This is a genomic window from Yersinia sp. KBS0713, from assembly GCF_005937895.2.
Lineage (GTDB): Bacteria > Pseudomonadota > Gammaproteobacteria > Enterobacterales > Enterobacteriaceae > Yersinia > Yersinia bercovieri.
In genome coordinates this window covers 2,456,799-2,482,017 of sequence record NZ_CP042173.1, presented here as the reverse complement: position 1 = coordinate 2,482,017, position 25,219 = coordinate 2,456,799, and the positions used below count along the sequence as shown (strand labels likewise).

The following is a 25,219-nucleotide window of genomic DNA, read 5'->3' as shown; positions in this document are numbered from 1 at the left end:
TGGCGCATTTTCTTTTTGCTTCACACCCAACCCATCAGGGAGGGGGAGACTATGAAAATGAGCAATATAACAACAGCGGTCTCCTATACCGTGTCGGGTGGCAGTTTCATTTTTTGGGTTAAAGAGCTGATAGCTGGATTCACACCTGATGAGTGGACGGTTATTGGCGTTCTTGGTTCCTTATTCTTTATGGCCCTGACATTTTTACTGAATGCTGGTGTAAAAATTTGGGATAGACGGCATGGTTATAAACCGGATGGTGAATGATGGCCTCGACAAAAAGCAAATTAAGCGCGGCTGTCCTGGCTCTGATTATGGTTGCAGCACCGGCCACAGTAATTCTTGATCAGCTATTGGATGAGAAAGAGGGTAACCGGCTGGTAGCTTATCCAGATGGAAAGGGGATTTGGACTATTTGCCGTGGTGCTACTCAAGTTGATGGTAAGCCGGTAGTGAAAGGGATGAAGCTGTCAGCAGACAAGTGCGCTGCGGTGAATCAGTTGGAGGCTGACAAGGCCATAAGCTGGGTAAAGAAAAATGTGCGGGTACCGCTGACTGAACCACAGATTGCCGGTATCGCTTCGTTTTGCCCCTATAACATTGGCCCGAGTAAATGTTTCACTTCTACGTTCTATCGAAAACTCAATGCTGGCGACCGTAGAGGTGCATGCGCTGAGATCAAACGCTGGGTATATGACGGCGGTAAGGATTGCAATATCCGCTCAAATAACTGTTACGGGCAGATAGAACGCCGCGCACAGGAGAGCGAGCTGACCTGCTGGGGGCTGGATGAATAAGGCCATTGGATTAGTCATTGCTGTGCTGGTGGTCATGGTGTCGGTTCTGCTCTTTAACAGTAACCGCCTCTCAAATGATATCCAAAAAGCGGAAAAAGCGCTGAGTGATGAGCAAGCCACAAACACGGCACTGGGCAACATCATCGATGCATACCAGGTGAATGAAGCCGCCAACCGAGCAGCCACCGCCCGCCAGTTAGATAAAGAAAGGAAACTACGCAATGAAAGTGAAGATCGGCTTAAGCGGTTTCTGGCGGCGTCGTCAGATGATAAGTGTGCTATTCAGCGCCTGCCTGACGCTAGCATTAACATCTTGCGCGAATAAGGTGGCTTCACGTCCACCAGCTAGCTGTCCCGTATTGCTACCGCCAGAATCAGCATTAATTGAATGCGAGGTGCCGGATTTCGTCGGTACCACTTGGGGCGATAGTGGGCTATATGCGCTGGCCTTGAAACGTGAACTGCGCATATGTAAAGGTCGGCTTGATGCGGTTATTAGCTGGCGACAAACAATGAGTGGAAAAATTGATGAAGTATCACTTGGTTTGAATTAAACCTTATTCAAGGTCACAAGAATGTACAGTTATAGTAATAATAACAATACTCGTGATAAGTACTTATGGAAGTAAAGACATTTTGAGCGTAGATTCCAGTTTACATGCGGATTAGTGTGAGCGAGGGATATGGAAGAGCATCATGCAAATTATGTGATAAAACCCTGTGGAAAGATAGGTAGCGGTGGCTTTGGGTATGTTGAGAAAATTGAACTTTTCAACAGCGCTGGTCACAAGTGTGGAGATTATGCTAGGAAAATATTTTCGCCTCAATCTGATTTATATCGTGATGAGTTTAAGAGAAGATTTGAGAGGGAAGTACTTTACCAAACCCGCTGTAGACATCGTAATATTGCTCCAATCTATATTCACAATCTTAATTGTGATAGTCCTTGGTTTATCCTTGACTTGGCTGAAAGCGATTTAAGCAAAGATCTGGCAACTGGTATTTTAAATGTTAAAGATAAAATTAACATTATAAGTATGATATTGGCTGGTGTTCGTTTTATGCATGAACCGAAACCATATCTTCAGAAATACGACATACTTTATCTGCACCGAGACTTAAAACCATCTAATGTGCTGAAGTTTTCTGATGGGATTTACAGAATATCAGACTTTGGTTTGGTTAAAAACATAGCGAAAGACCAGGCTGGAAAGGATGCAGAGTCAGAGCTTTTGACAAAAGTGGCTGCTGCTATGGGTACTGAAAAATACATGGCACCAGAAATTAACGCTGCTGGATTATATTCTGTTCAATCGGATATTTTTGCTCTGGGCGTTTTGATGGATGAATTTGACCTCAAAGATATTCCAGAAATAAAAGAAATAGTGGATAAATGCACAGCATGGCGCCCAGCTAATCGATACCAGTCACTGGTCGAAATAATTAGTGAGTTGAACAATCTTAAAAAAAGGAATGGGTTATGATTAATTTATTGACTTCTGGTTTATTCTCTTTGCCCAAGAATTCCTCTAAAGAAAATCAGGACTCAATCTTGCTGCCTAAACCCCTGGATGATGGCTTTATAATGGCTGTAGCTGATGGTGTAGGGTCTTACATCGGTGCCAAACAAGCATCACAAGCAGCTGTAGATTATCTTTCAAATATTATTAGCTCAAGTCAATTAGCTGATATGAATAATGTTTTTTCCTCAATAAAAGAAAAAGTTTCTGAACTATCATTTCAAAATACTGAGTTTTTCCAAGCGGCTACAACATTGACATTTTGTTATATTGATAGCACGTCGCTAAGGATCGGTCATATTGGTGATAGTCGATTGTATTTTAAGTCTGGTAATAAACTTAGATTGCTGACTAAGGATCATACCCAACACCAGAAGTTACTAGATGATAAGATTTTTAATCGTGCAGAATTGAAACTAATGTCAGGGAAAAATACTTTGACAACAGCTATATCAAAGCCAATAAATTTGGAGTATCAAGAGATATCATTGCCATTGGATGAAGTTACGGATGAACAAGGGATTGTAACTATATTTCTTATGTCGGATGGTGCTCATCACTCTTGGGAGAAAAGGCCAAGGTTCTCGAGTAACACTTTGAATAACCCGATTCGTTTTGCCGGAAGTCTTCAAAATCGCATTGAGAAATCAATTCCCACTGATGATTATACATTATTAGCCGCAGGATTCCGGGTTCGCTAACTAAGGTAATATTAAATATCTAAAGGTCATCATTAGCATCTGTATTTAATTAAACGATGGCTTTTAGATACAATCATAATAATATTTGGTACAAGCCACTGGCCTCATAAGCCTGTGGTTTTTCACTCCTAAATATCATCACATAACGGCTTTGCGAGGCTGTTATGTAATGCGCAAGCAAAGCCATCAGTAACACCTTCCGCTCACCCTGAGCATGGTTGCTGGTGGTTTTTTTATTTAGGAAGGTGGGCGACCGCGAGTAGTTGGAGCTACTAACGGCCATTCATACCCACAGTACAGGTCATGAGTACGAACCAAGGCCCACTTGCTCTCGAGAGCAGGGTCATAATAGTTGGAACATGCAAAATGACCATAGTAAAAAATCAGAATAAATTAGAGATAGTCTATAAATCACTCAGTTCGTTGATTGTTTACGCAAAAAATGCCAGAACCCACTCAGCAGAGCAGGTAGATGAAGTTGCAGCGAGTATTAAACAGTTCGGTTGGACAAACCCAATTCTTATTGATGAACGGGGAGAGGTAATCGCGGGTCATGGTCGTTTATTGGCAGCGGAACAGTTGGGTATTGCGCAAGTTCCTACAATCACATTATCTGGTTTGTCGGAGTCACAGAAAAAAGCCTATCGGATTGCTGATAATAAATTACCACTGAATGCCGGATGGGATCAGGATCTCTTAACCTTGGAGCTGGGGGATTTATTGGCAGAAAATTTTGATTTGTCTCTTACTGGATTTTCGTCAGAAGAAATCGATCAAATGTTGAATGTCGATTTTCTGCCTGGTAACGAAAACGATCAGGGAAAGCTAGATCATCTTGACGCCAAGCTCTGCCCACACTGTGGGGGTGTTCTATGACAACACTCACGGTGGATTGGGCGACTCATCAGGCTGCCAGCTTTGCCTGCCTCAACTGGCATTATGCCAAAGCGGTACCAGTCGGAAAATTGGTAAAAGTGGGTGCGTGGGAAGATGGGAAATTTATTGGTGTCGTTATTTTTAGCCGCGGCGCTAATAACCATATCGGGCAGCCATACAGTTTACAGCAGGATCAAGTTTGCGAACTTACCCGCGTAGCGTTACGTCAGCATATATCCCCAGTTAGTCAGATATTGGCTAAAGCGATTAAATTTCTTGCTGATGTTTGCCCTGGTCTGCGGCTAATCGTCTCCTATGCAGATAAAGACCAAAATCATCATGGCGGAATTTATCAGGCTACCAATTGGATATATGAGGGGCTATTCGGTGTCGGAACGGTGGGTGCATTTATCATCAAAGGTAGGAAAACCCATCCGCGCAGTGTTTCTGCCAAGGGGGTAAAACAAAATCTTGAATCAATTCGCCAGCATTTAGATCCCAACGCCCAAGAGTTTAAAACATCAGGAAAGCATAAATACCTGATGCCTCTCGACAAGAAAATGAAAAAAATCCTGATATCACGTCATAAACCCTATCCCAAGAGGGCCTGATGATGGATAAGCCGACGCTCGATAAAGTCGAGGCATTGGCAGGGCGTGGATTAACGGAGCAGCAGATAGCCGACACACTGGAAATCGACATTGATAATTTAAGGAGAGATAAATCAGCAATCTCACTTTACCGGCTGGCCGTTCGCCGGGGAAAAGCTAAAGGGATAGCGGATATATCCAATTCTCTGTTTATCAAAGCCAAGAAAGGCGACACGCGAGCCATGATTTTCTTGCTGGAGCATTTAAGACCAAAATGTGAGTAAAAAATGAAAAAGCCGGATTGGGAGGCGATAAAGCGCGAATACTGTGCCGGACAACTTTCAATTCGGTCATTAGCTGAAAAGTACGGTGTCAGTGATACAGCAATACGGAAAAGGGCTAAATCAGGAAAATGGGTTAAGCCCGAAAAAGTTCGCACTACAAGTTCGCATAACTCTGGTGCGAACCAAAACGCGAACCTGCGAACCAAAGCTAAAAAATCAATTTCACCAATTGAAAATCAAATCAATTCAAATTGCCCACCAATTGAAAATCAAGTTGAAGAAAGTTGCTCTATCGCCAGTAGATATGGGCTTAACGATATGCAGGCGAAATTTGTCAGTGAGTATTTAATTGATTTGGATAAGACCGCTGCTTATAAACGGGCCGGATATAAATGCGAGGGATTAACTGGTGCTGCCGCTGCTCGTCGGTTGTATCGCCATGTATCGGTAAACAAAGCCATACGCGATGCTATGGAAGCCAGAGAACAACGGACGCACATCACGCAAGACGCTGTTTTAAATTGGTGGTGGGATATTGCCACGGCCAACGCTAACGAAATTTCAGAGTTTCGTCGTTTATGTTGTCGTCACTGCTGGGGGATTGAAAATAAATACCAGTGGATTAACGAGCAGGAATATCAGGAAGAGTCAGAGAAAAGAACCAATAACGGAAAACCTGCGCCATTGGATGATGGCGGTTACGGTTTTGACAGTACGCTCGATCCCAATCCAGATTGCCCACGTTGCAATGGTGAGGGGCAAGGCAGGGCGCATTTTCATGATTCGCGGGATTTATCGATTTCGGCACGCCGCCTTTATGCCGGAGTTAAGCAGGGCAAGTTTGGTTTAGAGGTGATTACCCGTAATCAGGATGAGGCATTGAAAATGGTGGGCCAGCATTTGGGTATGCTGAAAAATAAAACCGAGATAAGTGGCCCTGATGGTGGTGCCATTAACCAGGTGAATTACACGCCAGAAGATTATGTGAAAGCGCAGCAGATGTTAGAGGGTAAATTGCCGGGGTTGGATTGAATACTGACAATCAAACGCGCTTGCCAGCTTCACTGTAGGCTTCTTCACGATCCCGTTTACCCACGGCAACCACAAAAACCGTGATTTTTTCGTCTTGCACCTGATAAATCAGGCGGTATCCGGCGCTGCGTAGTTTTATTTTGTAGCAATCAGGTAAGTCGCGCAGTTTATTGGCTTCAACGCGTGGATTTTTAATCACTTCGAGCAACTTTTTCTTAAATTGCTGACGTACAGTATCGCCGAGCTTATGCCATTCCTTCAGCGCCCGGCGATCAAAATCAAGATTATAAGTCATCCAGTGACACCCTGACCGGTTGTGGATTGGCTAAACGTTCTCTGACTATGGCGACCAGTGCTTGATCTTCATCGGTCAGCAACACGGATTTAAAGGGCAGTTTGCCACTTTGTGCCACGTATTCCAGTGTCTGGCGCAGCAAATCAGAGGGGGTGACGCCCAGTTTTTCCAGTACCGCATAAGAACGATCTTTTAAGTCATCATCAATGCGAATATTAATGTTACCCATATTTGAACCTCACTCACGTAATGACATATGTAATCACAAACGTCATTTTGTCCCTATCAGGCAAAAAGTGCAAGGGGAATAATGGCGATAAATCACCCAAACATGGCGCGATAGCAGGATCACCACATGAGCGATATTCTCGAATGGGAAAATCTGGATTTCCCGTCGCGTGTCGCCCTGAAATCCCGATCGGAAAAATCTTTTCTTAATTTCACTCGCATTTGGTTTGAGCTGCTGCAAAGTGACCGGTTACTGGTGAACTGGCATCATAAAATGATGGCCGCAAAGCTGGATGATTTGGTCAATAACCGACTGCAACCGCGCAACCTGATTGTGAACGTGCCGCCAGGTGGCACTAAAACCGAGTTTATTTCGGTTCATCTGCCAGCCTATATCAATATGTTGGTACAGACTGGCCAGTTACGGCGCTTTCGAAATCTCAATGTGTCGTTTGCTGACACACTGGTAAAACGCAATAGCCGCCGCACCCGCGATATTATCGCCAGCCCTGAGTATCAATCACTGTGGCCTTGCCGCTTTGGTATTAATCAGGCGGAAGAGTGGGAAATTGTTAATAGTCGGGGCCGAATGGTAGGGCAGACGGTTTCTCGCTCCAGCGGTGGGCAATTAACCGGTGGTCGTGCGGGGTTCCCCGGCCCTGATTTTTCCGGCTTTGTTGGGCTGGATGATTACAATAAACCCGAAGATATGTTTTCGGCCACCAAACGGGCCAGCGCTAACCGTATCTTGGTGAACACCATCCGCTCACGGCGCGGTGATAAGAGTAAAGAGCATCCCACACCGTTCGTTTCTATCCAGCAGCGGCTTCATACCGACGACGCCACCGGATTTATGCTGTCCGGCAAGATGGGGGTGGATTTTCACCACATCACTATTCCGGCGCTGGTCAGTGAAGAATATATAGATGCATTGCCGGAACCGTGGCGCTCGCAGTGTTGGTTTTCGGTTAAAAATAGTGAAAGCGTGGTGGTCGGCGGGGTGCGTTATTGGTCTTACTGGCCAGTAAACGAATATGTCGGTGATTTGCTGCGGTTGTGGGAAAGCGACGAATACACTTTCATGTCGCAATATATGCAGCGCCCACGCGCATTGACTGGCGGATTAATTGATACCGACTGGTTTAAACGCTACACCCATTTACCCCCGCTGACTCATCGCGCCGTTTATGTCGATACCAATTCTGGCAAAATTGAAGATTACAATGACTACACCGTCTTTACGCTGGTGGGGATGGGGGTTGATGGCAATCTCTATATTATCGACAGCGTACGTGGGCGGTGGGACCCAGAGGACTTGCTGACCACCGCACAAGACTTATGGGAAAAGTGGCGACCCTATAATCCGAAACGCCCTGCGCCATTACGCCATATGGGAATTGAGGATAAGCAAGCCGGACAAGGTCTGATTACTACACTGGTAAAACGTAAAAGTATTCCCATTTTAACTATTCCCCGCGGTTCGGGCCAAAACAAGCTGATCCGCTGCCTGAATACCATTCCGCAAATGAAAACTGGCTGTGTCTATCTTCCGGCACTGATGACCGACGACGGCCAAAAAATCCCGCAGGTTTATTACTGGGATGGTGCAGTGGCCGCCTCGACTGATTGGATCATGCCTGCACTGACGGAATGCGCTGATTTCTCAGCGGATGACAGCCATAAAAACGATGACATCCTCGACACAATTATGGATTCGATAGAAATCGAATTAATTGCTGGTGGCAGCATCAGTTATGACAAGTGGGTTTAACGATGAGTGAAAAACTGGATTTTGGCGGTAAACCCCGCATTCGCCTGACTGCTGATGGTTTGTCGAATGTGATGACTGGCATGGGTACCGACCGTGACCGGCGTATGTATAGCCGCTTTGTGTATGGCGCGATGCAAGATTTTGCCGAGTTGGAGGCGGCTTATACCGAAAACTGGATTGCCCGTTCGATTATTGATATTCCGGTTGATGATGCCACTCGCGAATGGCGCTCATTTCCGTCAGATGATGCTACCGCACTACGCAATGCTGAAAACCAGTTCAATATTCAAGGGGTCACCCAAGAGTCCTTTAAATGGGCCGGATTGTATGGCGGGGCGGGGGTATTGATGCTGACCGACCAAGACCTGTCTCATGAATTGGAATTAAAGAATATTAAAAAAGGCTCACTTAAGCGCTTGCTGGTACTGGACCGCATGCTGATCAATGGGCAGCAATACAACGTTTCTAACCCACTGGCTGAGAACTTTATGCAGCCGGATTACTACCTGGTAAACGGCGGTCAGCAGAAGATCCATTTCAGCCATTTTGTGCGTGCGCCCGGTGCTGCCTTGCCGATGCGGTTACGTATGATTAACGGTGGTTGGGATGATAGCCGTTTGAGGCGCTGTCTTGAGGATGTGAAAGATGCCGTCGCCGCCAAAGGGGGGATTTCTTCGCTAATTCTGGAAGCCAATATCGACATCATCAGCAAAGAAAATTTAGCCACTGACTTAGCATCTGGCGATATGGATGAAGCCATAGCCAAACGCTACAACACTTTTGGCATGATGAAATCGCTATTTCGGCTGGCGCTGCTGGATTCCAAAGAGAGCTTTGATCGCAAGCAAATCTCATTCGGCGGCTTGGGAGAAGTGTTGGCGGTACTAATGGAGTGGACGGCGGGCGCATCCGGTATTCCGATGACACGCATATTCGGCGTGCAAGCCAAAGGATTAGGGGATTCCGGGCAAGGCGACCAGAACAATTATTTCAGCACCATCAAGGGGGATCAGGAAGCGAAATACCGCCCATTTTTGAAAAAACTGGATGAGGTGCTGGTGCGTTCGACGCTGGGTACCATGCCCGATGGGTTGGATTTTACCTTTGCGCCACTGTCGCAACCGACCGATAGCGAGATTTCTGCCCAACGACTGGCAGATGCGCAGGCCGATGATATTCGCCTTCAGCAAAAAGTAGTATTGCCGTCGCAGGTGGCCCGTAAGCTGATGGAGCAAGGGGTTTATGGTATTCAAGAAGATGACATCACCCGACTTGAAGATGACGAATCAGCCGAACGGCAAGGTGATTATCAATTCCGGCTTGGCAACACTCCAGGCGATGATAAAAAACCAGCCGACGCGCCGGAGGGCACAATTCAGGCCAGTTAAACAGACAGATGAAACCGAACGTTATTATCGTGCTCAGTTACGTGAAATGGTTCGGTTGATGGCGCAGTCGATAGATGAAGTATTAACACCGGTTCTACGCCGTAATTACACCGCCGACAGTTATCTGGTCGATATCATCAAAGAGTCAATCAGGCAGGCTGCCGACAAATTTAATAGTTCTGTGATGGGCCGTCAGGCTGAGCGACTAGCCCAGCAAGTGGCGAGTCGGGCAGAATCTGAAAGTTCTGCGGTATTCGTTGAACAAATTAATCGCGCTATTGGTATTGATATGACCTCACTAATGGTCAATGAGTCATTAGTGGATTATTTCGACGCCTCGGTCGAAAGTAATGTCGCGTTGATAAAATCACTGTCCTCAGATTATTTCGATGATATTCAGCGGGAAGTGATGGATAGCATCATGCGCGGTGACTCGCTCAGCACCATGGTCAGAAATATCCAGCAAGTGACCGGAGCCAGCTATCAGCGTGCGCATCTTATTTCCCGCGACCAAACCGCCAAAATCCGCAGTGATATTACTCACACTCGGCAGGTAGGCGCGGGAATTAACCGTTTTCGTTGGTCTACCTCGCAAGATGTACGTGTGTCCGGTAATCCCGCCGGTAAGTATCCGCGAGCCAAAATCAAATGCTTTGAAATTTCCCGCACTGATGTGGGTTATGGCGCAGGTATTTATCTTTGGTCGCGGGGTGCGACTTATCACGGCGAAAGCGGATTATTCCCCGGCAGAGCACATATCGGCTGTCGCTGTCATGCCATTCCCCAAATCAAGGGGCTTGATTACTAACAGGATATATTATGCGGATCACCGTTCGTGACCGCGTGTCCTTTCCGATTAATTCCCAACGAGAAATGACCCCTGAGGGCTATTTAAAAGTCCCCGGGCGGGTTGCTCGCGTCGGTGTGCAGCAATATCTCGCCTCCGAACTGGGATTAAAAGACAGGCCACCCGGTCAAATCGTCAATGTGTACCGGCCACCGGCTGAGGTGTTTGATCCGGTCAGTCTAGCCAGTTATGACAATAAAGACGTCACCATTGATCACCCTGATGATTTGGTGAATGCCCAAACTTTTAAGCAGGTTACCGCAGGGCATGCCATTTCGCCGGGGCGACAAGATATTGATGACCCTGATTATGTGGTGGTCGATCTGCTGATTAAAGATCAGTACGCCATTGATGCTATCAACCAAAATAAAGAGGAATTGTCTGCCGGTTACACCTCTGAATACCGTTATGCCCCCGGTATCGCGCCCTGCGGTACTGCCTACGAATTTATTCAATACACCATCACCATCAACCATATCGCACTGTGTGATCAGGCCAGAGCCGGGCACCTGGCGCGGTTATTTGACCGTAAACCCAAGGGAGTAACCCCCATGTATAAAGTTGTGCTGGATTCCGGCGTGCGCGTAGAGGTGGCTGACGAAGCGACCCAGCAGCTGATCCAATCATCGATGGATGCGCTAAAAAAACGTGTTAGCGACGCAGAGGAAGGGCAGGAAAAAGCCGAAGCCGCCAAGGATGAAGCTGAACAGAAAAAAGAGGAGGCCGAAGCCAAAGCCGATGCCAAAGATGAAGAAATCGCGGCATTAAAAGAAAAGTCGTCTGAGGATGCGATTTCGAAACGGCTGGCCGATGTGGTGGCGGCGCGTGACTCTGCTATCAAAATTGCAGGTACAGAATTTAGCTGTGACGCGGTAGACCCGCTAAAAATCAAACGTGCCGCGCTGGATAGTGCCGGGATCAAATGCCGCAAATACCCCTCATGGGATAAAGCGCCGGATGCTTATCTGGCCGCTTATTTTGATGCCGAAGAAGAGCGGCGGGAAAACGAGGATGACGATGATCCGGTTGATAAAAACGAGGTGAATGACTCCATCATCAATTTGGGCCGCGATATGAAGAAAGTCAAAACCGGCGATGCACAGACGACTCGTGACAGTGTGCGCCAAAGCTGGCTGGACAAACGTTATGGCAAACAAACGGAGAATAAATAATGGCGATTGCTCAGAGTGAATTCACCAAATGGCGCGGTAAAGCCTACGAGGGCCAAATTTCAACCACGGATGTCTGTGAAGTGGTCTCACGTCGAGTGGAAACCAAAATGGTGTCATTTGGTCGGGCAGTGATCCGTGGGGTGGGCGCGCGTTCTTGTGCACCTGTCACGCCGACCACTACCGCCGCACAGATTATCGGTTTTACCGTGCGTTCGATGGCGGTATTCAGCAACAGCGTGCCCACTAATCCGCCAGATTATGAAGTGGGTTATGAGGTCGATCATGTGGCGTCGTTACTGCGCCGTGGGCCGATGTTTGCCTTGTGCGTTGATGGCGCCAGTGCGGGTGACACCGTAACTGTGATTACGGCGACAGGTGTGAATCAGGGGCGGTTAACCGCAGGCAGTGCTGGGGTTGAGTTGGATTTTGTCCGTTGGGTTGATGATGTAGTGGCCGGTGAAGTGGGCGAAATTCGCGTTGATGGCATTTTAGCGTCAACCGGCGTTCCTACCCCAGCGCCCGATAGCGGCGAGTAAAATTAAAGGAAAACATGTATGAAACGAAGTGTATTTGACGTCAGCCCAGTATCGGCGCTCTCTTTTCTGGTGCAACAGGCCGCCCATATTGAATCTGAAATTTACCGGCTGGAATATCCGCAGTTTAAGTACAGCACATTGCTGCCGCTGGATAACAGTGCGCCCGACTGGGTAAAAGTGGTGGCGTTCCGCTCGATTGATGCCCGTGGTGAGTTACAGATATTTGGCCCGAACTCGACCGATGTGCCGACGGTAGATATCGCCATGAATCAGGGCTTTCATGAGATCAAAACTGCTGCATTGGGTTACACCTATTCCATTGAGGAAATCGGTTTTGCCATGCTCAATAACGTCAATCTTGATGCTGAACGTGGTCAGGCGGTACGTGACGTGGTTGAGCAAGGTCTGAATAAGATTTACTTATTAGGTCACAATGACATTGGGGAAGGGCTGTATACCAGCTCCAATGTGGGCATTGAGGCGGCTCCGGCGACCTTGGCCGAATTGGTCGCCGATATCCCCACCAACGGTACCCAGCCGATCATTGATTTCTTTGGTGCCGCCTATAACCAGGTATATCTAAAAAACACCGTCACGGTTCACCGACCAAATGGTTTCATTTTGCCCTCGGAACAACATCAATTACTGATGCGTACCTTGCTCTCGACCCATAACGCCTCAAACGTCACATTGTTGGAATTCCTGCGGACCAACTTCAAAGATATGGATTTTGACGATGATATCTTGCTGGCTGGTGCTGGGGCGGCGGGTAAAGATCGTCTGATGGTGTACAAAAAAGATATGCGGGTGGTGAAAGGCCATGACGTGATGCCGTTACGTTTCTTAGATCCAGCTACACCAGACAACGTTAATTTCAAAGTGCCAGCCATTTTACGTACCGGTGGCACGGAATGGCGTATTCCTAAAGCCGCTCACTATGTCGATGGGGTTTAATCATGTTTGAACTCACTAACTTGCACACATCACCGCTGACGGTGACCGATGAGGAAACCGGCCAGCGCATCACTATTGCTGTTGGACATTCAGCGGCGGTGAATGGCAACTTTACTCGCCACTTATTTACTCAGGCAGGCATGATGCGCGCCGAACAATTCGATGCGCCGCTTAATAGGCATATTGATGATAGTGAGCTGGATATCACCGCTGTGCGCGATGAATATGAAAACTTATTCGGTAAAAAAGCCCCCTCGGCAGCCAAAGCACCAACCTTGCAAAAGGCGATTGATAGCAAAAAAGCCGAGTTGGTACAGAGCGATACTACCGAGCCGGAAACCTCAGCGGATGATACCGATAACATTGATGACCCGTCCGCGTGACGGGTTTTTGCTTTAGGGGGCGATGTGGATATTACGGCACAAATTGTGGCTGATTTTCGTGAGTATTATCCGGAATTCAGCGATATCACCTTGTGGCCTGAGCGGGAAGTTATTCAGGCATTGGAGGAGGGCGACTCGGAAACCGGCCAACGTTGGCTGAAATATCATGCCCGTCCGGCATCAATCAAAAAACGTGGCCTGTTTGCCTTTGCTGCCCACCGGCTGGTAATGCGCAAAAGGGCTATCAGTGGTGATGTTGGGGCGGCTTATGCCATCTCATCAAAATCAGTGGGTGATGAATCGACTTCTTTTGCCGTTCCTACGGTGACCGCTGATGATCTCAATATCAATGGTGATTTACCACTGACCACCTACGGCGTGGATTTTTTGCGTTTACGTCGCAGGGCCGGTACCGGAGGCATGATGGTATGAAACTGCGGGCCGAAGTACGGGGTGGGAATAAACTGGCGCAGAAATTGCGCCAGATCCATGACCGAGTCACAGCAAAACGTCGAGTGCTGGTGGGGCTACCTGAGGGGGCGGGAGTGTATGAAGATGGTGCGCCTATTGTGGTGATTGGTGCGGTACAGGAATTTGGTTCCGCTGACGGGCGTATTCCAGAGCGCTCATTTCTGCGGGTTCCACTGCGACAAAATCAGGACAACATCAAAAAAGCCTTTCGTGTGCTGACGGCGCAGGTCACTCGTGGCGAAATCACGGCATTCCAAATGCTGGATCAGATTGGTGCGCGTGCGGTGGGTTATTGCCAGGAGGCGATCGAAGCCGGTATTCAACCCAAAAATGCTGATGCCACTGTAGCAGCTAAAGGCTCGGCAACACCGCTTATCAGGCATGGTGATTTAAAAGGCGCACTGACTCATATCGTGGAGGATTAATCATGTTCGGTAATGGCTTGGATATGCACGGACATATTGATGCCACCTTTAATTCGCCTATCGAGGGCGGCATTCGGTTAATTCGACCGGTTGCCGGTGACTATAGCGGCCTCGGAGGTATTTGGCAGCAGGGAGAACCGCAGGTCACCGAATTGCAGAAGGTGAATGTCCAATCAGCAAAATGGAAAGATATTCAAATGTTGATCGGCATGGGCGGCACGGCTAACCCGCAGGATCTGCGAGTGGTGCACATTAACGATGGTGTGCATTATCTCTGGCCTGATGACGAGGGGAAATTTAGCGACTTGCTGGAATTCAGTGATGGGCTGGCAATGCGACAATGGCGAGTTGTTTCCTGTGATAACCGGCCTTGGCGTAACTTTTGCCGTGCATTGGTTGAACGTTATCGAGGTGCGGGCTGATGGAAACCATTGAAGAGATGTATCCGGTATTTCAGGAACTTATTTCACTCGCCGCTGCAGTCCCCCTCGACCGTGTTGTATTAGCCGATCAAGGCCGTAACCCACCGATAGGTAATAGCTTATATGCCACCTATAACCCAGTGCCTGTTCGGGCCTATGGGCAAACACGGCGCAAGCGAGAATTTATCCCAGCGATTGCTGAAACTGATCCGGCGCTGGGGGAGGAGTGGCAAGATTTGCAAGAAACAGCCTGTACCTCAATGGAGTTTTTGCTGTCGGTGAATTTGCTCAATAGCGGTGCGGCAACTGCCGCTATGCATTTAGCCAATGCCAATTTTCTGATGCCCGTCAGTGATTATCTGTTCCGTCACAAAATCGCCTGGCGTTTCTCCAGCAATTTCCGAAATCTCACCGGACTGTTACAAGCCGGACTTCAGCCGCGCTATCAGGCTGACATCCATTTATTCATTGAGAAAACCGCATCCTACGCGCTATTACGTGCCGCAGGGTTTGACATTCAAATTAGAGAAAGAGACTGCTCTTATGGCTTATCCGGTTGATAATATTATCCCCGTCAATCTTATTCTGACGGCGGCAGGGTTGGGCTACGGTGATTTTTCCAGTGCGCTGACCTTTGCTGATCCGTCAGACTTAGCAGAAGCGGCAAAGTTTGATGCAGACTCATTCCGCGACTATGCATCGCTGCCAGAACTCGGTGCTGATTTCCAGACTGACAGCCCGATTTATCATATTGCGACTCGCTACTTTGCGCAAATTCCCAAACCGCCACAAATCACCGTCTGGATGAAGAATGTTGAAAATTCGCTGTTGGAAACTGTCAATAGCGCCACTGACCGCATTTGGCGTTATCACTACTTCTTTAAAACAAGCGACTTAACCAGCAATGACATTATTCTCCAGTTGGCCGATTGGTCTGATGCCAATAGTCATCCGGTCTGGTGGACATTTAGCGCTAACGATATTGCTGACCAGAACAAGGTGGAGGATGTGGTGTCACTGCTCAAAAGTAAAGGTAACCGCCATGTGTTTGCGGGTTATAAAACCGCTGAGTCCGTCACTACTGACCCGACCCAAGCCTATGCCATGGTGCAATTGGCCGCGGCGTTCCATAAATTCAGACCAACAGGGTTAAACACTGCTATTACCGGCGAGTATCAGGTGTTACCGGGTGTGATGGGCGATGATATGGCCACCAGTGCCTACAATGCCTTAAAAGCCAAGAACGCGGTATTTTTCACCAAAATTGAACTGGCCGGGCAAATTGATAACAGCCGGGTGATCAACAGTAAATCGATGTCTTCCTATGGCGAATTTATTGATGATGTTGTCAATTTGGATGTGTTGAAAAACCATATTCAGGTGGATGGCTACAACTACATTGCTAATGTCGGCACCAAACGTGCACTGACACCACGTGACTATGACGGATTGCTGTCTACGGTTGCCACTACCTGCAAACGCTTTTTCAATAACGGGGTGCTGGGTACCGGCTCTTATGTTGATCCTGACGATGGCGTGACGAAAGTGGCTGATTTTGGTTTTGTCATTCGTTCGCGTCCTGAGGATGTCCTTGCGCTGACCTCAGACCAACGCAAAAAGCGCGTTTACCCGTTAACCACCCTGTTAGTGATTTTAGGCCGTGCCGGTCATATCGCTGAAATCAATGCCACCGTGGAGTAATCCCTTATGACCATGCACAGATACGGCGCTGATGGCTCTAACCTCACCGTCTTTGGTATCCCGATTGATGATTTTGGTGATACCGACCCACCGATCACCATTGAAGATTTAGAACCTCGTGCCGCGCTGAAACGCGGTATCGGTGGCACGTCAGTACGGCTGGACAATAAAACCCGCGCCAAGCGATTGACCATCAACCTGATCCCCGGCTCGGTGCAGGCACGCCAGTTATTAACGGTGGAGAAATCCGGTATTGATGCCACCTTTACCTTTTCGCAAACCGGTACCGATGAACGCTTTGCTGGATTCGACGGTATCATGACTAACCGAGGCTCAGCCACCCGCGCGGGGAAAAGTGGTGTGTCGGATGAACAATTTATTTTTGAATTTGCTGACTCAGAGGAAACCTAATTATGGGGCGTCAAATTGAAGTCGTGATCGGTGACACCCTTTTTCGCGGGGCAACATCACCGGCCAGAGATCAGGTCGAAATGCTGCAAATCGCCGCTAAGTCTGGTTTGTTACCGGCGATCAATCCCAATGTCACCGCAATGGGTATGGCAGCCAGTTTAGCTTCTGTCGATACAATGAGCTTAAACCGCTTGAAAGAACTGTGTTTTAAGTGCGGTAGTATCGTTCGCCAATCCGATAACGTCCCAGTGGGGGAAAACCTGTTTCAAGATGAAGCCCATAATTATCTAGTATTGCTGGGACTGGTACTGCGGGAAAACATCGGCCCTTTTTGGCAACTCAAAAAAGAGGAGGGAAGAAACGCGGAAAACAATCCGCAGCACCCTCCCGCGTAGACTGGTTTTTATGGCGACCTTGCGCCGGTGCCGGGCAACACTGCCCGCCGCTGGCAAGGTGGTCAGATATGCTGGATGGCACTTACACCATTGATGATGTGCAACTGATGCATGATGTGTTGGATGAGATTATGGAGGCTGCGAATAAAAGCAGGAATAGTTAATTACTCAATAGGTTAAAGGTATCTACCTTTTGTGTGGTTATTTGATAGATGGAATCTATTTGCAGGTAAACCCACATGCATATACTGTATTTAAATGGGTCTTCCCCGATCATGGTGGGAGACTCAGAACGCCATGTTCAGCTTTCCGTAGTGGAACAGCACACCCAGTTTGAACCGTTCTTTATTCCTAAAGCCTCGTGACTTGATCCTGAGCAGGCGTATTTTGCTGTTTAGAGACTCCGCATTACCGTTCGATACTCGGTGTTTCATTGCATTTAGGATCCCGTAAAGACGCTTTGCCACCATGCGGGCAACGCTTGCCATGAGAGGGATCCCGCTATTCTTTGCCATTAACATCCATTCTTGCCACAGCCTGCGGCTATGCCTGTCATAACGCCTGTGCCAAAGGTCGCGGGCAAGTTCTTTCATTACCCAACACTGGCTAGTTTCGGGTAATACCAGACGTGCTACTTCCAACCGTTCCGCCCTGCCTCCGTGTCGATTTTGTTTACCGTAAAACCACAGATAACGCGAGCGATGAGCCCCTTTCCTGTCTAACGACGAGATGCGTTTCATTTCCGTCATTCGTGTTTTATCAACAACGCCGCAGAGCGTTTTTGCCACATGGAAGTGGTCGAAGGCGATTTTATCCACGGCATTGGGAAGATGGATCCGGGCTGCGCTGATATAGGCCATGTTCATGTCCATCGACAACGTTTTTATCTCATCCAACTGGTGATCGCTCAGGCTACGCAGATAGCTAGCAAGGCTCTCAACGCCGCGGTCATCTGTCAGTTTCAGAGCCCGGCCTTGCCGGTCAGAGATAACGGTGACGTACTTATGGCCTTTTTTGAAGGCCACTTCGTCCACGCAGAGGTGGCGGGCCGATAAAGGCCTTTTTATCCGGGACAGGCCCCGTTTAACGGCACGCACCATGATACCGTCTACGGCATTCCAGCTCAGCTTAAGCTGCTTTCTGACGGCATCTACCGTGCTGATTTTCAGCCATGAGAGGACAAAAAACTCGAACAACAACGTGTACCTGCTACCGGGTCCAGCCCAGGGGACGGGCAGTGTCTGGCAACCGTGTTCAGGGCAGTCAATGCGTGGGACATCAGCTTCAACCAGCGTGGTGAACTGGCAAGTATCGAGGTGACGCCATTTACGGTGTCGATGGTCATGTATAGGGCAGGATTTACCACAGGTCGGACAGGTTAACTGAGTATGTTCAGCGATGCCGACAGTAACTGTCACAGAACCGGCATTTTCATCGAGAGAAACTGATTTGACCTGCCACGGCGCGGACAGGTTGAGAATGTGTGCATAGAGGGACTTTTCGTCCATGGCAGGCTCCTCAGAAAATCAAGACTGCCACTATAATGCCCTCAGCCACCACAACAGGGGAAGACCCATTTAAATACAGTATTGTAATGTAACTGTTCAAATTTCCAGATAACCATTCTTTGAGCATGCGTATATTATGTTGCTATACAAAAATTTATGCATGCATAGGGATAATAATGAGCATCATAACTGTGGAAGCAAAAACAGATTTCTTACAAGTGGTATCTAAAGATAACCCTTATAATGCATTAGCAGAGATTGTCTGGAATGGTTTTGATGCGTCGTCTGATATTGTTAAAGTATTCACTAGAGAAAATGGCTTAGGTGCTCTAGAAAGTATTGAGGTACATGATGCTGGTACAGGTATTGATCCAGCGAAGCTAAAAGATTTTTTTGGTGGGTTAGGGGGATCATGGAAGAAACAGGCCAAAAAGCTCGGTAATAAAATTTTGCATGGAGAGAAAGGGAGGGGGAGATTTAAAGCGTACGCAATTGGTGAGCGAGTCGAGTGGCAAACGAAGTTTAACAACAACTCTAATGTTATTGAGTATGTTATTAAAGGGGATGTTAACTCTATAGCTCAGGTTTTACCTTCAGTCCCTATTATCGCAAAAGGACAATCAGGAACGATAGTTACAATTTTAAACCCCATTCCTGAAGCATCAGTATTATTAAATCCTGATGTAAAAGAAAACTTGGCAAAAATATTCTGTTTCTTTTTAACAAAGTATCCGAAGAAAAAATTATTTATCAATAACATTGATATATCACCTTCATTAGCACAAAAAAACATTACAGAATATAATCTTGGTGATGTCTCTTTAGATAATGGAAAGAAGGTGGAATTAAAGATATCTATAATAGAGTGGCATAAAAAAGCTGAGAGAGTCATTAATTTCTGTGATGAAAATGGATTTTCTCTTGGTGAATATAAATTAGCTCAAAGAGTCAAAGCACCTAACTGTGATTTTTCTATTTATGCATCGTCCTCATATTTTAGTGAACTTAATGATGGCGGTGTTTTGGAAACAACTGAGTTAGATATTAACACAAGGCATGTTGTTGAAATTATAATTGATAAAGCAAGAGAACATTTCCTACAAAAAACTCTCATTGATAAAAGTAGAATTGTTGAAGAGTGGAAAAGAGAAGACATTTACCCATATAATGATGAGTTACAATTTAATCCTGTAGAAGATGCGGAAAGAAAAGTATTCGACATATTAGCTGTTAATGTACAAAGCTATCTGAGTAAATTTGAAAAAGCAGACAAAAAGACAAAACAATTCACATTTAAGCTGCTAAAACAAGCAATTAAAGATAATCCTGATTCGGTTCAAAAAATTATTAGTGAAGTTCTAGGCTTAAAAAAACAAGAACAAGATGAATTGGCTTCTCTACTGGAAAAAACCACACTATCTACAATCATTAGTGCATCTAAAGCAGTCGCGAATCGTTTAGATTTTATTAAGGGGTTAGAACAGCTACTTTTTGATACTGAAACTAAAGACAAACTCTTAGAGAGAGATCAACTTCATAAAATTCTTGAGAAAGAAGCATGGATATTCCGGGAAGACTTTCATTTAACAGGAAGTGAAGAGAATTTAAATGAGGTGTTGAATAAACATTTGGATCTACTTGGTACCAGATGTAGTGATGATTCTAAAGTACTTAGGCCTGATGGTTCTTCGGGAAGAGTTGACCTGATGTTAAATAAGGCTCGAAAACCAAGTGAAGGGAAACTTGACCATCTTGTGGTAGAACTAAAACGTTCTTCTAAAAAGATTGATTCTTCAGTAATTGCACAAATAAAAAGTTATGCGTTTACTGTTGCTACAGATCCTCGCTTTGATAAAGCAAATACAAGCTGGACATTCATTGCAGTATCAAATGAATTCGATGCATTTGCAGTAGAAGAAGCAACTCAGGATGGTCGCGCGCGAGGTCTTATACATGACAAAGGCAACATTACTGTATGGATATATACTTGGTCTGAGCTTATTAATATGGCAAGGGCAAGATTGAACTTCTTCCAAAAACAACTTAATTATGAGGCAAATAGAGAAAGTGCTACTAGATATCTAATTGAAACGCATAATAAGTTCATTCCTACAGTAGATGAAAACATGATGAAAAAGACAAAAAATCATGCCTAGTATTTTATCTAAATATTATTGATCAGTTTTTAACTGCCAAAGTAGTACATTTTAAGTACATACTAGACCCGCCATTGTGCGGGTTTTTTTACACCTAAAATATGAGGTTTCCATGTCAGAGACAATTGATTCTCTATTGGTTTCCCTTGGCCTGGAAACAGATGCAAAGAGCTTTCAAACCGCCAATGATGCCGTTAAAGGAATTAAAGACGGCATATTGCAACTGGCCGCTGCAGCCGGTACCGGTGTTGGCTTAAAAGCCCTGACTGCTGATTTATCTGCTTCAGTATTAGAAATGGACAGGCTGAGTAAGATTACCAATTTTACCGTCAAGCAGATTGACGGCTTACGTTACGCGATGCGTAGTCTTGGCCTCAGCCCGGATGCGGCTAATCAGATTGTGCAAAAAATCCCTGACCTGCAACAACGGGCCAGGCAAGGGGAGTTAGGCGATAAAGCCTATTGGAATGGCGCCTTTAACCCGACAGAGTTTGCCAATAAAACCGGTATGGACTCGCTCAAGTATCTTATAGATGCTTACGGCAAAATGGATAATGACCAGCGGCGAAATCTGCGCAGTGGAATTGGCAGCGGTGATAATGATCCCTTCACCCGCTTACTGGAAGGCGGCAGCAAGGGGCTTAATGCCTCACTGAAAAATTTTGCAGAGTTATATAAACCGCTCGATCCCAAACTTATTGACTCAGCCAATGAGTTTAATAAAGAGATGGCGGATCTGGCGACTAACTTTGACAATCTGGCCCGTTCAATGGGTGGTGACTTACTGCCAATTATCAATGCGTTATTAGAAAGTATTAATCAGTTTATTAAAGAAAATCCCGAAGTCTCAAAAGCGATTCTGACTGCTGCCGGTCTGGCCGGTACCGCTGGCGCATTAAAATTTGTCGGCGGCATATTGCCAGGAGGTGGTAAACCTCCAGTAGGTGGCGGAGGAGGAGGTGGTGGTGGATTATTATCTAAAACACTAGGAATGGCGGGTGCATATATAACAACTGCATCCGGTGTTGAGGTTTACGATCGAGTTCAGGCAATGCGGGAAGGGAAACAATATGGAGGGATTCAGGGAAATAGCGCTGAATTATCAGAGCTTGAGCGATTAAAACTACTGAATCAGAATAACAATGCAAGAAACCAGCAGAACTCATTAAATGATCTTGTAGACGATCCCAATGTTCGCCAGTACCTGGATGTGTTATCCAAAGCCGAGGGAACTGCCAGTTATGCCAATTCTGGCTATAACACGATGTTTGGCGGCGACCAATTCTATGACAACAGTGACCACCCACGGCAATTAAAAGATTTCACCCAAACGGACGGCACTAAAAATAAAACCTCAGCTGCCGGGCGCTATCAGTTCACCAGCGGCTCTTGGGATAATGCCGCCAAAGCGCTTAATCTGACCGACTTTTCACCACGTAGTCAGGATCTCGCCGCGCTGTTTCTTATTCAACGTGCCGGTCAGTTAGAAAATGTGACGAACGGAAATTTTGCTGATGCGACTAGCGGATTGGGCGGTGTGTGGGCCTCACTACCTTCATCAAATTACGCTCAGCCAAAACGTTCATGGGAAGAGATTCAAGGCTATAGCGACCGCCAAACTACCCCCATGCCATCAGTTGCTGCATCCGCGCCCCGTGGCGATGTCAGGCTGGAACAACACAATATTATCCATGTGGGTAGCGTGGGCGGTGATAGTGAATCCATCCGTGACGGAGTGCTACAGGCTACAACCCAACTGGCCCAGCAAGCACGTGACATGATGCATACGGAGCACTACTGATGGCTATTACCGGATTATTTACCCGTAACCGACCAAAGATAGGCAACCTCTATTTTGATGCATTACTGGAAGAGTCGAGCGAGTTGCGCACTGATGTGAGTGAGTTCCCATTGGAAGATGCGAATACCGCACACGATAACGCGGTTACCCGCGCGCTGGCGCTAACCATGATTATCGGTGTGTCGGATAACTGGTTTCGTGAACTACTGGCCCAGCAAGATAGCAGTATTGCCGGGCTGTTGGGGGCCGGTGCCAGTATCACTACTGGTATGGCGGCCAGTTTGCTTTCTGGTCGGGCGGCGGCGCTGGCTGGGGTGGCTGCTTCGGTTGGCACCAGTTTGTATTCCGGCAGCTTAGGATCACAATCTCGCTCAACCCGATCGCAAAATTTACTCGAACAATTGCGTGAATTGCAGCGCTCACATACGCCGTTCGAATTAGTGGCCAGCCGTGGGGCCGCCTATAAAAACTGCCTGATCACCAATACCCGTACCCAATTGAAAAAAGAGAATGAAGGCGGGTTAGAGATTGTGGTTGAACTGTTGCAGCTCAATATTATTTACGACACCGTTGCTGAAACCAATGACAACTTACCCTATGGCGATAGTGCCGCCACTCAGGGACAACGTGAATACTCATTTGGTGAAGTTTTTGTCGAGGCCACGTAATGAAAGTTATCCCATTAAATAATGGTTACGCGGTGCAGCGTTTCCGGGTGCAATTAAATAATCACTATCTGGTTTTTCGTTTGCACTGGCTCACCCGTTTTAATTATTTCTGCGTCGATATTTATGAACAGGGCGAGCCGGTAGTTTTGGGGCGTGCTTTGCATATTGGCGTTAATTTATTGGCGGGACTTAATACCGATATTGGCGTGCTGATATTAGCCGGGGAGACCCCGACTATTGCCAATCTTGGTATTAATAATCGCCTGACATGGTACCCCGCTAATGAGTAGCTATTTTGGCCGCAATTACTTACTGACCATTACCCCGGTGAGTGGTGATGAACTTACCTATCAGCCGCCATTAGAGATCCGTTTTGCTGTCGATAATACCCCGCAGAATGTCGATGCTACTGCCAGAATCACCCTATACGGCATTTCAGCGCGCACCCGCGCCTTGATCCAGCGCTATGACGATAAAGAAAAACGTTATGGCAACCTGGTATTAAAAGCTGGTTATGGCGACAACATCGGCACGATATTCAGCGGACGTATTCACAATGTCGAAGTGGTCAAAGAGGGGGTAAATACCTGCCTGCGGTTATATTGCCGCACGATTGGGCTGGCATGGAATACCACGATATTTAAAACCTGGGGCGCGAATACGCCAGCCATTGAAATGCTCAAAGATGTCGCCGCGGCTTTTGGGCTTGATGTTGAAGTGATTGGTGACTTTTCCGACTTACCGCGTTTTGCCACTTCCTATAATTCTGGTGGCCGCTTGTGTCGCGATATTCTCGATAGCGTAAAAGATGACTGGAAATATTACTGGATGATCACGCCATCAAGGGTGCTATTAGCCAGAGAGGGAGCCGCCAGAAAATGGGCGACCCATGAGATCACCGCTAAAAATGGTATGGAAAGCGTCCCGCGTTGGTATCTCAGCACCATGGAAATTGACGTTAAAATGAATCATCAAATTCAGCCGGCTGATGTGATTAATGTCACGTCGAGCTTTTGGACGATCAATTTCAGCGGCATGTATAACACTGACCTCAATAATTTGGCGAATATTCAACAGCAAACCGGCCAGTTTAATGTGCTGCGTACCTACCACGAAGGCACTCTATGGGGTGACACGTGGAAAACTACGCTGATCAGTCAATGGCGAATGCCCTGAGGTAATGATGATTGAGAGCAATCCGCTGTATAGCACCATGATGCTGCTCAAGCGCGATATGGTGCGTGACTTGATGATCGGCATGCCCGGCAAAGTCATTAGCTATAACGCCGATCTGCAACGCGCAGTGGTGGAGTGCGGCATTCAACGTCATATCGGTGACGGCCAATTTAAGACACTGCCCGTTATCGAACATGTGCCAGTGCAATTTTCTGGCAGTGCCGAATGGACGGTTTTTCATGAATTACCTACGGGTACCGAGGGCTATATTCATTTTAGCCAGCGTTCTATCGACAATTGGCTTAGTCAGGGTGGGCCGGTAGCACCACTGGATGCACGGATGTTTAATCCGTCCGATGCTTTCTTTGCTCCCGGTTACCGCTCACAACAAACCGCGATTGCGGGCTTGCCGACCGAGGGTATTGGTTTAAGTAACAAAAGTGGCGGGGTGCGTATTCACCTCACTGATAGTGGAATGACTTTGGCGGCTGGCGGTACCACATTGGCGCTTACCGAATCTGGCATGAGTTATAGCGGCCCTGAATTTACCAATAATGGGCAAACCACCCTTAATGGCCGTACTGAGGTCACTCAAGGTGGTTTGGCGATTGGCGAGCTGGAAGTTGGCGATCACGACCATGGCGGCGTGCAACACGGCAATGATCGCACTGATGGGCCGCAATAGCTCATTACCCTGATTGAATCCTACCT

32 protein-coding genes are annotated in these 25,219 nt (G+C 47.0%); 29 read left to right on the top strand and 3 right to left on the bottom strand.

The annotated features are described in order from the left end of the window. The first annotated feature begins 51 nt into the window (after positions 1–51). The 9 genes from FFE93_RS11690 to FFE93_RS11645 all read left to right on the top strand — a co-directional run bounded on the left by FFE93_RS11690 (position 52) and on the right by FFE93_RS11645 (position 5,800). The gene (locus FFE93_RS11690) at positions 52–267 is read left to right on the top strand and encodes a phage holin (RefSeq protein ID WP_019082932.1); all 216 of its coding nucleotides are present in this window, start codon (positions 52–54) and stop codon (positions 265–267) included. Next, positions 267–797, top strand: a complete 531-nt coding sequence (locus FFE93_RS11685) for a lysozyme (protein WP_138775232.1) — start codon at positions 267–269, stop codon at positions 795–797. The genes FFE93_RS11690 and FFE93_RS11685 overlap by 1 nt, the downstream gene beginning before the upstream one ends. After that, on the top strand, positions 790–1,122 hold the full coding sequence (locus tag FFE93_RS11680; protein WP_138775168.1) for a DUF2570 domain-containing protein: 333 nt from the start codon (positions 790–792) through the stop codon (positions 1,120–1,122). Before FFE93_RS11685 ends, FFE93_RS11680 begins: the two co-directional genes overlap by 8 nt. A gap of 358 nt (positions 1,123–1,480) precedes the next feature. Then, positions 1,481–2,281: a protein kinase domain-containing protein gene (locus FFE93_RS11670; RefSeq protein WP_138775167.1), complete on the top strand. Its 801-nt coding sequence runs from the start codon at positions 1,481–1,483 to the stop codon at positions 2,279–2,281. Continuing rightward, positions 2,278–3,018 (top strand): PP2C family protein-serine/threonine phosphatase, encoded by a 741-nt coding sequence (locus tag FFE93_RS11665; RefSeq protein ID WP_138775166.1) that lies wholly within the window; start codon positions 2,278–2,280, stop codon positions 3,016–3,018. The genes FFE93_RS11670 and FFE93_RS11665 overlap by 4 nt, the downstream gene beginning before the upstream one ends. Positions 3,019–3,384: 366 nt before the next feature. Continuing rightward, on the top strand, positions 3,385–3,894 hold the full coding sequence (locus tag FFE93_RS11660) for a ParB/Srx family N-terminal domain-containing protein (RefSeq protein ID WP_138775165.1): 510 nt from the start codon (positions 3,385–3,387) through the stop codon (positions 3,892–3,894). Then, complete coding sequence (locus FFE93_RS11655; RefSeq protein WP_138775164.1) at positions 3,891–4,505, top strand: protein Mom; 615 nt, start codon at positions 3,891–3,893, stop codon at positions 4,503–4,505. Before FFE93_RS11660 ends, FFE93_RS11655 begins: the two co-directional genes overlap by 4 nt. Then, positions 4,505–4,768 carry a hypothetical protein gene (locus FFE93_RS11650; RefSeq protein WP_261368996.1) on the top strand — a complete coding sequence of 88 codons (264 nt, stop codon included), beginning with the start codon at positions 4,505–4,507 and terminating at the stop codon, positions 4,766–4,768. Before FFE93_RS11655 ends, FFE93_RS11650 begins: the two co-directional genes overlap by 1 nt. A gap of 3 nt (positions 4,769–4,771) precedes the next feature. Further along, complete coding sequence (locus FFE93_RS11645; protein WP_054872664.1) at positions 4,772–5,800, top strand: terminase small subunit; 1,029 nt, start codon at positions 4,772–4,774, stop codon at positions 5,798–5,800. A 10-nt stretch (positions 5,801–5,810) separates the two neighbouring features. Here the strand turns inward: FFE93_RS11645 and FFE93_RS11640 are convergent, their stop codons facing one another. Continuing rightward, a complete protein-coding gene (locus tag FFE93_RS11640; RefSeq protein WP_012105238.1) occupies positions 5,811–6,095 on the bottom strand; it encodes a type II toxin-antitoxin system RelE family toxin in 285 nt (94 codons plus the stop codon). Further along, positions 6,085–6,324 (bottom strand): type II toxin-antitoxin system RelB/DinJ family antitoxin, encoded by a 240-nt coding sequence (locus FFE93_RS11635; protein WP_054872663.1) that lies wholly within the window; start codon positions 6,322–6,324, stop codon positions 6,085–6,087. Before FFE93_RS11635 ends, FFE93_RS11640 begins: the two co-directional genes overlap by 11 nt. Before the next feature lie 126 nt (positions 6,325–6,450). Here FFE93_RS11635 and terL point away from each other — a divergent pair, with 126 nt between their 5' ends. The 14 genes from terL to FFE93_RS11565 are packed head-to-tail and all read left to right on the top strand — an operon-like array spanning position 6,451 to position 17,199. Further along, the gene (gene terL / locus FFE93_RS11630) at positions 6,451–8,094 is read left to right on the top strand and encodes a phage terminase large subunit (protein ID WP_138775163.1); all 1,644 of its coding nucleotides are present in this window, start codon (positions 6,451–6,453) and stop codon (positions 8,092–8,094) included. A gap of 2 nt (positions 8,095–8,096) precedes the next feature. Next, a complete protein-coding gene (locus FFE93_RS11625; RefSeq protein WP_138775162.1) occupies positions 8,097–9,482 on the top strand; it encodes a DUF1073 domain-containing protein in 1,386 nt (461 codons plus the stop codon). Beyond that, positions 9,373–10,290: a phage minor head protein gene (locus tag FFE93_RS11620; RefSeq protein WP_261368995.1), complete on the top strand. Its 918-nt coding sequence runs from the start codon at positions 9,373–9,375 to the stop codon at positions 10,288–10,290. The genes FFE93_RS11625 and FFE93_RS11620 overlap by 110 nt, the downstream gene beginning before the upstream one ends. Before the next feature lie 11 nt (positions 10,291–10,301). Beyond that, a complete protein-coding gene (locus FFE93_RS11615) occupies positions 10,302–11,501 on the top strand; it encodes a DUF2213 domain-containing protein (protein WP_138775161.1) in 1,200 nt (399 codons plus the stop codon). Then, a complete protein-coding gene (locus tag FFE93_RS11610) occupies positions 11,501–12,037 on the top strand; it encodes a hypothetical protein (protein WP_138775160.1) in 537 nt (178 codons plus the stop codon). The genes FFE93_RS11615 and FFE93_RS11610 overlap by 1 nt, the downstream gene beginning before the upstream one ends. Before the next feature lie 18 nt (positions 12,038–12,055). Continuing rightward, the gene (locus FFE93_RS11605; RefSeq protein ID WP_138775159.1) at positions 12,056–12,991 is read left to right on the top strand and encodes a DUF2184 domain-containing protein; all 936 of its coding nucleotides are present in this window, start codon (positions 12,056–12,058) and stop codon (positions 12,989–12,991) included. 2 nt (positions 12,992–12,993) lie between these two features. Beyond that, the gene (locus FFE93_RS11600) at positions 12,994–13,374 is read left to right on the top strand and encodes a hypothetical protein (protein ID WP_138775158.1); all 381 of its coding nucleotides are present in this window, start codon (positions 12,994–12,996) and stop codon (positions 13,372–13,374) included. Between the two features lie 24 nt (positions 13,375–13,398). Then, positions 13,399–13,806, top strand: coding sequence for a DUF4054 domain-containing protein (locus tag FFE93_RS11595; RefSeq protein WP_138775157.1), 408 nt, complete (start codon positions 13,399–13,401; stop codon positions 13,804–13,806). After that, positions 13,803–14,270 carry a hypothetical protein gene (locus tag FFE93_RS11590; protein ID WP_138775156.1) on the top strand — a complete coding sequence of 156 codons (468 nt, stop codon included), beginning with the start codon at positions 13,803–13,805 and terminating at the stop codon, positions 14,268–14,270. Before FFE93_RS11595 ends, FFE93_RS11590 begins: the two co-directional genes overlap by 4 nt. Before the next feature lie 2 nt (positions 14,271–14,272). After that, positions 14,273–14,692 (top strand): hypothetical protein, encoded by a 420-nt coding sequence (locus FFE93_RS11585; protein WP_138775155.1) that lies wholly within the window; start codon positions 14,273–14,275, stop codon positions 14,690–14,692. After that, a complete protein-coding gene (locus FFE93_RS11580) occupies positions 14,692–15,252 on the top strand; it encodes an LIC_12616 family protein (protein ID WP_138775154.1) in 561 nt (186 codons plus the stop codon). Before FFE93_RS11585 ends, FFE93_RS11580 begins: the two co-directional genes overlap by 1 nt. After that, the gene (locus FFE93_RS11575; protein WP_138775153.1) at positions 15,236–16,393 is read left to right on the top strand and encodes a DUF3383 family protein; all 1,158 of its coding nucleotides are present in this window, start codon (positions 15,236–15,238) and stop codon (positions 16,391–16,393) included. The genes FFE93_RS11580 and FFE93_RS11575 overlap by 17 nt, the downstream gene beginning before the upstream one ends. 6 nt (positions 16,394–16,399) lie before the next feature. Then, positions 16,400–16,804 (top strand): hypothetical protein, encoded by a 405-nt coding sequence (locus FFE93_RS11570; RefSeq protein ID WP_138775152.1) that lies wholly within the window; start codon positions 16,400–16,402, stop codon positions 16,802–16,804. Positions 16,805–16,806: 2 nt separating this feature from the next. Next, positions 16,807–17,199 carry a hypothetical protein gene (locus tag FFE93_RS11565; RefSeq protein ID WP_138775151.1) on the top strand — a complete coding sequence of 131 codons (393 nt, stop codon included), beginning with the start codon at positions 16,807–16,809 and terminating at the stop codon, positions 17,197–17,199. Positions 17,200–17,486: 287 nt separating this feature from the next. Here the strand turns inward: FFE93_RS11565 and FFE93_RS11560 are convergent, their stop codons facing one another. Continuing rightward, positions 17,487–18,707 carry an ISL3 family transposase gene (locus FFE93_RS11560; RefSeq protein WP_138775004.1) on the bottom strand — a complete coding sequence of 407 codons (1,221 nt, stop codon included), beginning with the start codon at positions 18,705–18,707 and terminating at the stop codon, positions 17,487–17,489. 176 nt (positions 18,708–18,883) lie between these two features. Between FFE93_RS11560 and FFE93_RS11555 the strand changes: the two genes are divergently transcribed. The 6 genes from FFE93_RS11555 (at position 18,884) to FFE93_RS11530 (ending at position 25,193) form a co-directional block, all read left to right on the top strand. Then, on the top strand, positions 18,884–20,863 hold the full coding sequence (locus FFE93_RS11555) for an ATP-binding protein (RefSeq protein ID WP_186367649.1): 1,980 nt from the start codon (positions 18,884–18,886) through the stop codon (positions 20,861–20,863). Between the two features lie 112 nt (positions 20,864–20,975). Then, positions 20,976–22,664, top strand: a complete 1,689-nt coding sequence (locus tag FFE93_RS11550) for a glycoside hydrolase family 104 protein (protein ID WP_138775148.1) — start codon at positions 20,976–20,978, stop codon at positions 22,662–22,664. Further along, positions 22,664–23,332, top strand: coding sequence for a phage baseplate protein (locus FFE93_RS11545; protein WP_019079697.1), 669 nt, complete (start codon positions 22,664–22,666; stop codon positions 23,330–23,332). Before FFE93_RS11550 ends, FFE93_RS11545 begins: the two co-directional genes overlap by 1 nt. Then, positions 23,332–23,622: a phage baseplate plug protein gene (locus FFE93_RS11540; protein ID WP_138775147.1), complete on the top strand. Its 291-nt coding sequence runs from the start codon at positions 23,332–23,334 to the stop codon at positions 23,620–23,622. The genes FFE93_RS11545 and FFE93_RS11540 overlap by 1 nt, the downstream gene beginning before the upstream one ends. Further along, a complete protein-coding gene (locus FFE93_RS11535; protein ID WP_050535631.1) occupies positions 23,615–24,508 on the top strand; it encodes a baseplate hub protein in 894 nt (297 codons plus the stop codon). The genes FFE93_RS11540 and FFE93_RS11535 overlap by 8 nt, the downstream gene beginning before the upstream one ends. A gap of 4 nt (positions 24,509–24,512) precedes the next feature. After that, positions 24,513–25,193, top strand: coding sequence for a Gp138 family membrane-puncturing spike protein (locus FFE93_RS11530; protein ID WP_261368994.1), 681 nt, complete (start codon positions 24,513–24,515; stop codon positions 25,191–25,193). Positions 25,194–25,219: the final 26 nt, after the last annotated feature.